11 protein-coding genes are annotated in these 12647 nt (G+C 57.4%); 7 read left to right on the top strand and 4 right to left on the bottom strand.

Annotated elements, in window-relative coordinates; all coding sequences use genetic code 11:
* Window positions 1-184 precede the first annotated feature (184 nt).
* Window positions 185-1663, bottom strand: coding sequence for a M81 family metallopeptidase (locus Q4D85_RS02255; RefSeq protein WP_303197938.1), 1479 nt, complete (start codon window positions 1661-1663; stop codon window positions 185-187).
* Complete coding sequence (locus Q4D85_RS02250; protein WP_303197937.1) at window positions 1660-2829, bottom strand: ROK family protein; 1170 nt, start codon at window positions 2827-2829, stop codon at window positions 1660-1662. The genes Q4D85_RS02255 and Q4D85_RS02250 overlap by 4 nt, the downstream gene beginning before the upstream one ends.
* A gap of 232 nt (window positions 2830-3061) precedes the next feature.
* Between Q4D85_RS02250 and Q4D85_RS02245 the strand changes: the two genes are divergently transcribed.
* The 7 genes from Q4D85_RS02245 to Q4D85_RS02215 all read left to right on the top strand — a co-directional run bounded on the left by Q4D85_RS02245 (window position 3062) and on the right by Q4D85_RS02215 (window position 12105).
* On the top strand, window positions 3062-4855 hold the full coding sequence (locus tag Q4D85_RS02245; RefSeq protein ID WP_303197936.1) for a peptide ABC transporter substrate-binding protein: 1794 nt from the start codon (window positions 3062-3064) through the stop codon (window positions 4853-4855).
* 84 nt (window positions 4856-4939) lie between these two features.
* A complete protein-coding gene (locus tag Q4D85_RS02240; protein ID WP_303197935.1) occupies window positions 4940-5896 on the top strand; it encodes an ABC transporter permease in 957 nt (318 codons plus the stop codon).
* A complete protein-coding gene (locus Q4D85_RS02235) occupies window positions 5896-6858 on the top strand; it encodes an ABC transporter permease (RefSeq protein ID WP_303197934.1) in 963 nt (320 codons plus the stop codon). Before Q4D85_RS02240 ends, Q4D85_RS02235 begins: the two co-directional genes overlap by 1 nt.
* A gap of 229 nt (window positions 6859-7087) precedes the next feature.
* Window positions 7088-9184, top strand: coding sequence for an ABC transporter ATP-binding protein (locus Q4D85_RS02230; RefSeq protein ID WP_303197933.1), 2097 nt, complete (start codon window positions 7088-7090; stop codon window positions 9182-9184).
* Complete coding sequence (locus Q4D85_RS02225) at window positions 9177-10499, top strand: alpha-L-fucosidase (RefSeq protein WP_303197932.1); 1323 nt, start codon at window positions 9177-9179, stop codon at window positions 10497-10499. The genes Q4D85_RS02230 and Q4D85_RS02225 overlap by 8 nt, the downstream gene beginning before the upstream one ends.
* The gene (locus Q4D85_RS02220) at window positions 10496-11218 is read left to right on the top strand and encodes a copper homeostasis protein CutC (protein WP_303197931.1); all 723 of its coding nucleotides are present in this window, start codon (window positions 10496-10498) and stop codon (window positions 11216-11218) included. The genes Q4D85_RS02225 and Q4D85_RS02220 overlap by 4 nt, the downstream gene beginning before the upstream one ends.
* Complete coding sequence (locus tag Q4D85_RS02215) at window positions 11215-12105, top strand: ROK family protein (RefSeq protein WP_303197930.1); 891 nt, start codon at window positions 11215-11217, stop codon at window positions 12103-12105. Before Q4D85_RS02220 ends, Q4D85_RS02215 begins: the two co-directional genes overlap by 4 nt.
* Here Q4D85_RS02215 and Q4D85_RS02210 read toward each other — a convergent pair.
* Together Q4D85_RS02210 and Q4D85_RS14510 are read right to left on the bottom strand one after the other, a co-directional pair.
* A complete protein-coding gene (locus Q4D85_RS02210; RefSeq protein ID WP_303197929.1) occupies window positions 12102-12329 on the bottom strand; it encodes a Type 1 glutamine amidotransferase-like domain-containing protein in 228 nt (75 codons plus the stop codon). The genes Q4D85_RS02215 and Q4D85_RS02210 overlap by 4 nt on opposite strands.
* Window positions 12330-12358: 29 nt before the next feature.
* Window positions 12359-12460 carry a Type 1 glutamine amidotransferase-like domain-containing protein gene (locus Q4D85_RS14510; protein ID WP_368502236.1) on the bottom strand — a complete coding sequence of 34 codons (102 nt, stop codon included), beginning with the start codon at window positions 12458-12460 and terminating at the stop codon, window positions 12359-12361.
* Window positions 12461-12647: the final 187 nt, after the last annotated feature.

Here is a 12647-nt window from a genome sequence, read left to right as displayed (position 1 = left end):
GCTACAGGTGCCACATGCGTACACACCACCTGCATAGAACAACAAGAAAACATGAAGCCCTGTCATTATTGTTAGTACGATTGAACAGAATTCCGGTTCGCGGCCATTTCGAAAACTTCGACGACGAGCATCATTGTCGGTGATAAACGTCGTCGAAGAATGAAAATATCAAGGTTTCGGTTGGTTAGGCGTTAGTCACCACCACCCACTTAGGTTCGTCCATGTCCGGGTCGAAGGGGAACATCGGTCGAGTGATCCGGTGATGGCCGAGGCGAATAAGGTCCTGGTCAACGCCGCCGGGGGTCAATGCCAGCATCCAACCCTTGGCAATAGCGTGGAGTTCTGGTTCCAGGTATCCGATTTTGACGCAGATGATCTCCATGTCTTCCGGTTCAATCCCTAAGCGACGGTACATATCCAGGGTCGCATATTGGGTGCGGCGGCTGGTGATAATCACCTGTAGTTTGCCCACATCAATACGGGCGCACATGCCGCCGGTGGGGTCGTCGGCAAGCGCGCCGACGATACCCGATACAGTGGCGGTGCCGGGTGGGGTGGTGTCGATGTGGCCGCCAACCGGGGTGGTTATCTCAGCCCCAACGCCAGCATCGACGGCGGCTTGAACAGCGGCGGGATCGACGATGGAGGCGAGAACACTCGGGTGGTTGACCGCTTCGGAATGCATGAGGGCATCAAGGGTGAATGTGCAGTCATCAGCACCGCCCGCGCCGGGGTTGTCGCCGGAGTCAGAAATGATGAATGGGTGCTGGTCAGGCGTGGCGCTGAGCGCTTTTTCGAGGCAGTCGTCGAACTGGGCGGCGGGGGCGACAAATTCAAATTCGTGGCGTACCGACCAGAGCCGTTTGGCTAGTTTAAGGGCCTTTTCCTCCACGAGTGGTGCGTTATCACCGTAGACAACGATGGTTGCGGTGGAACGCGGCTCATCAGCCCAGGCGTAGCCAATCCAAATGGCGGCGTCGGTGATCCCGTCCAGAGCTTCGATCGCGGGAATGCTTCCGTAGAGGGACTTGGCGGGTTCGAGCCGCGTGGAGGTCATTTCCCCAGGTAGCAGGATGGGGACGTGCACGAGTGCTTTGTGCGGTTTTGCGGCGTCGAAAAGCAAAGCCTGGCACAGGTTGCGGGCACCACGTTCCCGGGTTTCCCAAGTGTCTTCGTGCGGGGCGAGCCGGAAGCAGGTGAGTTGATCGCAGCCGTGGAAGAACGTGGTGGATACGTTTCCGTGCAGATCCATCGTGCAGCCGACGAAAACGTCATTGCCGACGGTGCCCCGGATTGCGGTGATGAGATCGCCTTCGGCGTCGTCTAATCCGATGACATTCATTGCGCCGTGAATATCGAAATAGATGCCATCTAGGGCTTTCGTCGTGTTTGCTTCGGCGAGTTTTTCGCAGATTTCGTCCCGCCAGCTGTAGTAATCCGCGGTTTCGACCGGGCCGCCGGGCACGGCGCGAGCGTGCAGGATGGGGATCCATTCGACTGATTGGGACCAGTCACGATCGGTTTCGGATATCCACGGATAACGTTCAAGCAATGCATCGCCGCGCAGCACGGTGAAATCGGCGGCGGTGGCGATATGTGGGGTAAAGGTGCTGCATTCGGTGTGTAAACCGCAGATGGCAATTCGAGGTCGGGATGTGGTCATGATGGGGTAGTGGCTCCTTGATTCGTGCGATTGATGGCGGCAAAGCACAGCTCAGCCATGCCATACAGGGCGGCGTCGGCCTTGGTGCGGGAGGCCTCAATGGTGAGATCTTTGGTGGTCATCGGCAGGCAGCGGGCATAGAGTTCACTGCGTATCGACGCGGTAAAGACGTCGATGCTGGATAAGGAACCGCCGACGATGACGTCTGTGGGATTAAGGAACGTAACCAGGGGCGCTAATACCCGCCCGACGCTGGTGCCTGCACCACGCAGCATGGTCGTTACCACCGGATCCCATTGCTCGGCGCGTTCCACCACTTGGGCGACGGTATGAACATCAATGCCTTCTTCACCCAGCGCGCGGATAATGCCCGCGCCGCTGGCGACGGTTTCCATGCAGCCGGTACGGCCACAACTGCAGGGACGATCACCAGCCTCCGGGACGGAATTGTGTGCGATATCGCCCGCAAGCCCCCGACCGCCGGTGTAAATTTCGCCGTTGAGCACGGCCGCGCCGCCAATTCCGGTTCCGGCCTTGATATAAATGCCGTTCCAGGTGCCGGGGGTTTCCTCGCGCATGGCGCATTCCCCGACGGCACCCGCGCGGGCATCGTTGTCCAGTTCCACAGGGGCGTCGATAAGCTCGCGGAGAATGGGGGCCAGTGCGACGTTATTCCACCCGGGCATCCGGGCGGCCCCCACCACCATGTGCTCGGTTCGATCCACCGGCCCGGGAAGCGCTATCCCCAATGCCGCCGCACCTGATTTGCCGAGGGATTTCTCGGAAAGTTTCTGCAAGTGGTCGATGATATTTGCCAGGACGACGTGGGGGCGGTCGGTTAACGACAGGGGTACCTCTTCTGTGGCAACGAGATTTCCGGGTCGGTCGGCTATACCGATGCGGGCATGGGCGGAACCTATTTCAGAAAGCCAAATGGGATCATGGCGGTGCGTGGGTTTCAACACTTGCGTGCGCCTGCCACCCGTGCTGGCGGCGGGGGATTCGTCCACTTCGCCAGCGCTGATGAGTTCTCGGACGATATTGGACACGGTGGAGGAAGAAAAGCCCGTTGTGGATGCGATCTCGGCGCGAGAAATGCCTGCGGGGGTGGCGTCGATAAGCTCGCTGATGATTGTTTTAGCGCTAGGGGCTGCCAGATCGTTCATGGGATTGGTTCTCCTTTCGCGCAGCTTATGGCGGTTTTATCACGACTGTCACAATATACCCTAACACCCACGATGGAAAAAGTGACTTTTTCCATCAAAAAAATAAAAAAATTTATCTGAAAACGGTAAAACAAGTTCTTTCACGTGACTAATATTTCAATCACACGGTCATTTCCCTGCTCAACCGGAACTGCCTCGTGCCAAAGTTCTCACAGACAACAGGAGAAGAACAATGCGACGTTTAACTCGCTCTCGTCGAGTCATTGCTCTGCTCGCCGCAACAACACTTCTCGGCGTCACAGCCTGCGGAGGTAACGCAGACAACGCCGGAAGCGGCGGCGCAGCCAGCAATGGCGCTGCCAACAATTCCGTATCCATCGCCTTAAAGACCCCAAGCTGGATCCTGCCAATCAGCGCGCCGGGTCACACGCAAGGCGAAAACTCACTGTTTATCAACAATCTGTACTCGCCACTGTTTAACTACGACCTCAGCAGCGACGCTAAGTACAACATCAACGAAAAGCGCTCGATAGCAGAAATTCCAGAAGTCAGCGACGACGGTATGACGCTGACTATCACGCTGAAAGACCGCAGTTGGAGCGACGGCACTCCGATCACCACCAAAGACATCGAATTCTGGTGGCGATTGGTCAATGCCAATAAAGAGGCGTGGGCATCGTATAAGAAAGGGCATCTGCCCGACAACGTCACCGAATTCAAGGTGATCGATGACCGCACCTTCAGCTTGACCACCGACAAAGCCTATTCCCCGGCATGGTTCGTCGGAAACCAACTGGGCAAGATGGTGCCATTGCCAAAGCACGCCTGGGATAACGATGATCCTGAGGCCGGTGGCGACAAAGATCTGTCCGCAACCGACGAAGGCGCAAAGAAGGTATTCGAGCAGCTCACCGCCGCATCGAAGGACACTTCTAGCTATGCGACGAGCCCACTGTGGAAGACCATTTCCGGGCCGTTTGCGGTAGACAAGTTTGTTCCAAACGGCGAGGTTACACTGGTCGCTAACAAGGACTACAGCGGCGAGGACAAGCCATCACTCGATTCGATCGTTTATAAGCCGTTCACGGGCGATGATGCCGAATTCAACGTTCTGCGTTCCGGCGGTGTTGACTACGGCTACATCCCAGCTGGTGCTATCAACCAAAAAGACTTCATTGAATCAAAGGGCTATACCGTAAGCCCGTGGTACGGATGGTCGATCACCTACATGCCGTTTAACTTCAATAACCCTAAGACCGGGGTGCTGTTTAAGCAAAAGTACCTGCGGCAGGCAATGCAGCAACTGATCGACCAACCAACCCTATCCAAGGTGGTGTGGCAAGGAACCGCGGCCCCAACCTGTGGGCCGATCCCGCAGAAACCAGGTTCCGACGGCTCGATGGAAGGCTGCGCCTACAAGTACGATCCGGAAGCCGCTCGCAAACTCTTGGAAGAACACGGCTGGGACACCAGCGCTGGCGTTGCCACCTGCACCGATGCCAGCAAGTGTGGTGAAGGCATTGCCGAAGGCACCAAGCTCAGCTTCAAAGTGACCAGCCAGTCCGGCTTCTCCGCCACATCGAAGATGTTTGAATCGCTGAAATCTGAATTTGCCAAAGTAGGCATCGAATTGAATATTCAGGAAGTGCCTGACTCGGTGTCCGTTACTCAGAAATGCGAGTCCACTGACCCTGGGTGCGACTGGGATCTGTCCTTCTTCGGATCGCAATCATCGTGGTACTTCCCGGTTTATGCCTCCGGTGAACGGCTATTTGCCTCCGACGGTGCCGTTAACCTCGGCAGCTACAACGACCCGAAGGCTGACGAGTTGATCGAAAAGACACAGTTCGGCACCGACGATAAGGCAATGGACGAATACAACGCCTATCTCGCCGAAGAACTGCCGGTGCTGTGGATGCCTAACCCAGTTGCCCAGACATCCGCATACAAGAGCAATATCTCCGGCATTGATCCACAGGATCCGACCCTGGGAATGTACCCACAAGACTGGAAGATCACCCAGTAACGGTGTACTACCTCATGCGTTAGGCGTCGAAAAGCACAACTTCGGCGCCTAACGCCCACCGAAACCAGCCCAAGGACAACGTAGATGACTCGCTACCTATTGCAGCGTTTCCTGCAAGCACTCGTCGTGGTGCTGCTCGTCACGCTTATTACTTTCACTATTCTCCACCTCCTACCCGGTGGGGCGGCGCGCGCAGCGCTGGGAAAGGAAGCAACCCAAGCGCAGATCGACGCCTTTAACGCAGCTAACGGATTTGACCAGCCATTACCCTTGCAATACCTAAGCTATCTCGGCAGGTTATTCACCGGTGATCTGGGATATTCCACCCAAATGAACCAGGAGGTTTCGCAGGCGATTGTTCAACGCATGCCAAAAACCATGGTGCTATCTTTGATGTCAATCTGCATAGCGGTCACTCTCGCGGTGCCGCTGGGGGTCTACCAAGCAGTGAAGCGCAACAAAGCCGCCGACTATATCGGAACCGTTTTCGCACTGCTCGCGTACTCCACCCCGCTCTTCTTCCTGGGGCTGGTATTCATCATCATCTTCGCCCAAAAACTAGCGATCCTGCCGCCCGAAGCGCCCCAAGGATACACGCTTGGCGAAGTCCTTTCAGACTTCAAAGCCCTGATTCTACCTGCGGTAACGCTCGCAGTGGTCACCATGGCAGCGTATTCCCGCTACGTCCGATCCTCGATGATCGACAATCTCAACGAAAACTACATCCGCACCGCGCGGGCCAAAGGCTTAAGCGAATCCCGCATCATTTTTGGACATGCACTGCGCAATAGCCTGTTTCCTATCATCACCCTCTTGGGCATGTACCTGCCCGCATTATTCAGCGGTGCCTTGGTGGTGGAATCACTCTTTAACTATCCCGGCATGGGATTGATGTTCTGGCAGGCGGCCCAGCACCGAGATTATCCAGTGCTGCTTGCGGTAACCGTCATCGTCTCCTTAGCCACCGTGCTAGGAAACCTGCTGGCCGACATCTGCTATGCCATCGCCGATCCTCGCGTTCGCAGCGGAGGTAAAAACTAATGACAACCACACACGAACCACCCCGCGAAACCCCACAAGCGGCCGCTGGCACGCCCGCCGCTGGCGTGGCCGCTTCCGGAGTGTCGCACAACCACTCTGATTCCGCCGAACCTCTCCGCAGCTCCCTCCGCCAAGGGCTTGAGGTATTCATGCAAAACCGCTTGGCGGTAGCTGGCGCAATCATCATCATTTTTCTCACCCTGTTCTGCTTCGTTGGTCCGTTTATTCACCACACCGACCAGGTTCACACCAACCTCGCCGATGCATACCAAGACCCCGGCGGCGCGCACCCGCTCGGCACCGACGGTGTCGGTTATGACACTCTCGGTCGGCTGATGGTAGGCGGGCAAACGTCGATCATCATCGGGCTATCGGCCGGATTGCTCGCCACGTTCATCGGCACCATTTGGGGTGCAACCGCGGGATTCCTCGGCGGTTGGATCGATGCCGCTATGATGCGCATCGTCGATGCGCTCATGGCCATCCCCGCATTGTTCTTGTTTATGTTGATCGCCACCATTGTCACCCCAACCGTCGGGCTGTTGGTGGTCATTATCGGGGCATTCGCCTGGCTCAACCCTGCGCGTCTGATTCGTGGTGAAGCCATTGCGCTCAGGTCGCGGGAGTATATCGTCGCTATGCGGGGCATGGGTGGCGGATCGGTGCGTGCAGTACGCAGCCATATTGTGCGCAATGCAATCGGTACGGTGATCGTCAATGCCACCTTCCAGGTGGCAGACGCGGTGCTGTACGTGGCCTACCTGTCATTCCTGGGGCTTGGTGTGCCGCCACCTGCGGCTAACTGGGGCGGAATGCTGTCCTCCGGTTTGGCGGAAGCGTATTCCTCGCACTGGTGGTTGCTGTACCCGCCTGGCGTATTGATTATTCTGCTCGTCATCGCCTTCAACTTTGTCGGCGATGGGCTCCGAGATGCCTTTGAAGTGCGGTTACGCAGGAGATAGTGATTAAAAATGGCTCTTAAGGTCGCATATGCACTTGCGTGCTGGCGCAGCGTTCGTTACTTGCTTTGCGCGCCTGGCATGCGGCCGAAGAGCCGGTGGCTGACAAGCTGCTGCAGCGACTGGTTGTACACGGCTGGTGATCCGGTTTTAGGAAGGCTTGAGGATAACACCGTTGTAACCAGAATCCACAGCAGAAGTTCCAACTTAAAGTGAATGGTGGAAGCTAGAAATGAACACTGGTGAATACAACCCAATCGCCACGGTGCACCCTAATGGTTCCCAGCCGCTTTTGAGTTTGCGTGACTTGGAAGTAAGCATCGCTGTGCGTGGTGGCACCGTGCGCCCGCTTCAGGGGGTGAACCTCGATATTTATCCGGGTGAAACCGTCGGTATTGTGGGCGAGTCGGGGTGCGGTAAGTCCATGACCGCTTTGGCTCTCATGGGGTTATTGCCGCCTGGTGGCTACGTCAGTGGTGGTGAAATGCGGTTTGCTGGTACAGATTTGCTCCAGCGTAGTGAGAAAGAGGTTCGGCGTTCCCGGGGCATGGATATGGGAATGATTTTCCAGGACCCCTTGACCTCGCTTAACCCCACCTTGACCATTGGTGTTCAGCTGATGGAGCCGCTGCGGTATCACACTGATCTGGATAAGAAGCAGTGCCATGAGCGGGCGATCGAGGTTTTGAAAAAGGTTGGTATGCCGCGGCCTGAGCGGGTGATGCAGGAGTATCCGCATCAGTTGTCGGGTGGTATGCGGCAGCGGGTGATGATTGCCATTGCGTTGATCTGCCAGCCGAAGCTGCTGATCGCCGATGAGCCGACGACCGCGTTGGATGTGACCACCCAGCGGCAGATTCTGGATTTGATCGATTCGCTTAAGCAGGAACTCAATACCGCCGTAATGCTTATCACTCACGATATGGGTGTTGTAGCCGGTCGGACTGATCGGATCGCGGTGATGTATGCCGGGCGCATTGTGGAGACGGGTTCTACTCGTGCGATTTTCAGGAAGCCACAGCATCAATACACCCGATCGCTTATTGCGGCGTTGCCGGAGCAAGCCCGCAAAACCGGCCAACGTCTGTACACCATTGAGGGGCGACCACCGAGCCTGCGGGGAATCATTCAGGGGTGTGCCTTTGCACCCCGGTGCCCACTCGCGGAGGCGAAGTGTTTTAGTGAGCTGCCGCAATTCCGGTCAACGCTCAAAGATCAGCCTGGCCATATCGTGGCGTGCCATTTTCCTGCCGGGCCGCCGCTTATAACCGGTGAGGCCACTGGAATGGTGGAGGTCAACGACACCACTTCTGCCCGCCCGTTATTAGAGGTGGAAAACGTGGTGAAGGAATATCCGGCGTTTAGCAGTGGGATTTTCCGGCGCCGGATTGGTTCGGTGCATGCGGTAAGCGATGTGTCCATCAGTGTGCAAGAGCACGAAACCTTAGGGATCGTGGGGGAATCGGGCTGTGGTAAATCCACGCTGGGGCGGTTGATCGCGGTTTTAGATGAGCTGAGCTCCGGTACGGTTACGTTCAATGGCGCAGATATTGCGGGCGTGCGGGGTGGGCGTCGAAAAGCTCTGCATCGCGACGTGCAGATGATGTTCCAGGACTCCGCCGCCGCGATGGACCCACGGATGCGCATCGATTCCATCCTCACCGAACCGCTGTCGATCCAGGGTATCGGTACCAAAGAGCAGCGCCTAGAAAAAGCGCGCGAACTTTTGGCGGCGGTCGGCCTGGGGGAGGACGCGTTAGCGCGCTATCCGCATGAGTTTTCCGGCGGGCAGCTGCAACGCATCGGGTTGGCTCGCGCGCTGGCGCTGGACCCGAAGCTGATCGTGTGTGACGAGCCGGTTTCCGCCTTGGACGTGTCAGTGCAGGCGCAGGTCTTGAACCTGATGCGGGATCTGCAGGAACGGCTGGGGCTGACTTATGTGTTTATCTCCCACGACCTGTCGGTTGTGCGTTACGTCTCCGACCGCATTGGGGTGATGTATTTAGGCAAGCTCGTAGAAATCGGACCGGCCGACGAGGTTGTCGATCATTCGCGGCACCCGTACACCAAGGCGCTGGTGGAGTCGATTCCGGTGGCTGATCCGGATCGCGTGAGCGACGACACCATCGTGTTGCAGGGCGAGCCCGCCAGTGCGATCAATCCGCCGGAAGGCTGCCGGTTTAAGACGCGCTGCCCGTTTGCCACCGCGGAATGCGGGACGGAGCCGCCGTTGCAAGACAACGGGTCCGGGCATTTCGTGGCTTGCCACCATCCGCTTGACCTCATGCAACAGACAATTTCGCCGGAGGGGGAGACTTGCTGTGCTTAACTTCGAATTACGTACCGGCCCGGTTTTCTCACCGGCGCCACGTTATCCGGATCTGACGGTTCCGTCGTGGTGGCGGGACGCCAAGCTTGGGGTGTTTGTGCACTGGGGTATTTACTCAGTGCCCGCCTGGGCGGAAGTCGATGATGGTCGTTATATTCCGCCCGAGCGAGCCTATGCCCACCACCATTACGCGGAGTGGATCGGCAATACCATGCGTATTCCGGACAGTTTGGCGGCTGAGTATGTCGCTGAGAAATACGGGGTGGGCACCAGTTATGAGGACCTCGCCGACCACTTTGATGCTTCGCTTTTCGACGCCGCCACTGTCATCCGAACTTTCCGCAGCATCGGCGCGGGCTACGTTATCCCCACGACGAAACACCATGATGGTTTTTGCTTATGGGATACTCAGACCACCCCATTCAATGCGGTGAACCGTGGTCCGAAACGCGACCTCATCAGCGAATTTGTTCGCGCGGCGCGCGCGGCGGATCTTCGGGTAGGCCTGTACTATTCCGGGGCGCTGGACTGGCATGTGAGCGATTTTCCGCCGATCCAAAGTAATCGCGAATTATTTATCTACCGCCGAAACGATGCGGCGTTCGCCACATACTGCGCCGACCAACTAGGCGAGCTTATTACCAAGTACCGTCCGGACATTCTCTGGAACGACATCGAATGGCCAGACGCCGGTAAAGGCGCGGAGGACTTCGGACTTGCCGCATTGCTGCGTGATTACCTCGCACAGGTACCTTCCGGGGTAGTTAACGATCGGTTCGGCATTCCTGCCCACGGCCATTTAACCCGGGAATATACCGATGTTGATGAGATTATTTCCCACCCATGGGAGGCAACCCGGGGGTTGGGTGCGTCGTTTGGCTATAACCATGTAGAAGGCGTAGAGCATGTGCTCAGTGCCCCGGAAGTGGTGAAGCTACTCGCACACACGGTTGCGCGCAATGGGAATCTGTTGCTGAATATCGGATTGGACGCGGCAGGAAGAGTCCCGGAAATATACATCCCAACCCTCCACGGATTGGCCGAATGGATGGATACGCACGGCGATGCAGTTACAGGCACCCGCCCATACCGTGGCCTGGGGGAGCCGAACGACCGCTGGGCAGCAGTGACCAAAAACGAGGAAGTTTTCATCTACCTCATGCAGCCAGGCACAGCTGAAATACCGGCACTCGACCACGCATTATTCACCCTAGACGGCAGGCCAGTTACGGGAGCGCTTCCAGACGATCAACGGGGGCTGCCGGTTGCCGTGCTGCGCACACAAGACGCCTATAACCCAAGGGGTGCGCTATGACCAAGATAGAAATTGCCGTCCAAAACGCAACAGGTGCCCGCATCGCTTACGACGCCGGTGCAGACCGTGTCGAATTGTGCCAGGCCCTCCACACAACCGGCGGCCTGACCCCAAGTGATGCGACGATCCGCGCCTGCGTCGACGTGGACATAGATGTGCACGTGTTAATCCGCCCCCGACCCGGTGGGTTTTGCTACACCCACGATGAGATAAACCTCATGGCAGAAGAAGCCCGCGACGCCTTCTCCTGCGGGGCCGCTGGCATCGTAATAGGTGCAGCACTGCCGGATTGCAGCCTGGATACCGCGGCACTGGAGAAACTAGTAGCCGCAGCCGGTGGCGCATCGGTAACCTTGCACCGGGTATTCGACACCCTGACAGACCGCGAAGCTGCGTTGAAAACCTGCGCCGAGCTCGGTATTACTCGGGTGCTTACTTCGGCTGGCGAGCCTAGCGCCGTCGACAAGCCTGAGCTGCTTAAAGCATTAGCATCGGCGTCACCGGGCGTAGAAATCATGGCCGGTGGTGGGATAAGCCCAGCAAACGTTGAGCTTTTGCGCGGCACTGGCGTCCACGCAATCCACGCATCCTGCAGCACCATAGGGCCAGATACCGGCCCCAGCGGGCCCGGCGGCGGATCACAGCACACTTACATCACCGACCGCGAAACAGTAACGGCACTAGTCACAACCGTACAAACCTGGAAAACCAGATCATGAGCACTCAGACTATCCTTGGCATTGACATCGGCGGCACCAAGACCGCATATATTCTCGTCGATGGAACTGGTGCAATCATCGCCCGGCATCGACATGACACCACCGATGCTGCTGATATGGTGGATCGCATCGTTGAATATGTAGGTTCATTGGACCCGTACCCAGCCGCAATCGGCATAGGAACCACCGGAATCGTCGACCCTGATACCGGGGCGATACGCACAGCCTCCGACGCCATTGCGGGCTGGTCCGGTTTTCAACTACGGGCAATCCTAGAGACCAAACTCGGGATCCCGGTTGTGGTCGAAAACGACGTGAACGCCTTTCTCCTCGGCGAATTCAGCCACGGCGGCCATGGCACCGACAATCTGCTTGGCGTCATGCTAGGCACCGGCGTTGGCGGCGCAGTGCTATACAACGGCACGCTCATCCGGGGCGAAGCAGGGGCTGCGGCGGAAATAGGCCACATGCCCGGTTTCGGCGACTTACCATGTACCTGCGGCGGAGTTGGACACCTGGAAACCAGGTCAGCGGGCCGCGCGATCGCAAAACGCTACACGAAGCGCACTGGGATTACAGCCACCACACAAGATGTCGCACAAGCGGCGCGCGCCGGGGATGAGGGTGCATGCGAGGTGCTTTATGACGCAGGCTTTCAGCTCGGCAAAGCACTCTGCATGGCGGCCACGCTTTTCGACGTCACCACAGTGGTCATCGGCGGCGGCGTATTAGGCGCATGGGACATCCTCCAACCGGCATGCCATGATGCGCTCGAAGCCTACCCGCTGGTGACGGACAAAAACATAACCATTCGCCACGCCCAAGTCGGTGATGACGCCGTCGCCTTGGGAGCCATATTCGCAGCACGCGCAGCGATAGCTAGTTAACGCCCTATGTGGTGGATAGTGCGCCGATTGGCCACACTGTAGACCTCAACGAGCGTTTCACCTGCGTACCGCACTGCAACACCATCGTCTAACCCGATTCCTGTTGGTAGCAAACCCTGAGTAATCGCATCGGCGAATACTTCAGCGCGGTCTTCTTCTGTGTCGTAGTGCGGGCAAAAGCTTCCCGACAGGATCTGCAAACCATCCTTCAGGGGAGCCAGCACCCGAAAGAGTCAATCAGACACGCCTCGAATCAACAGGCTGCACCAGCGCTCATTCCTGCAAGCACAGTTCCATGTTCATATGCCCTGCGTAAAGCAGTATCGAGTCCGTGTAGTCGCCATATGGCGAGCATATTGGCACATCCCAGTTTGTAGCGGTGGGTGAACTCGACTGATCCTGCATGAGGGCGGGGTATTCGGTGTTCCTGGGGCGGATTAGTCGAGTTGGTGGTTTGTGGGGTGTTCTGAAACCATGCTGATCGGGGGCTTTGTCTGGATAGGAAGCAGTACTCAAGGCTCAAGTCACACGCTCAAGCCACA

This window comes from Corynebacterium sp. (genome assembly GCF_030532965.1).
GTDB lineage: Bacteria > Actinomycetota > Actinomycetes > Mycobacteriales > Mycobacteriaceae > Corynebacterium.
Note: the sequence above shows the minus strand (reverse complement) of the source record. Positions and strands in the feature narration are given on the sequence as shown.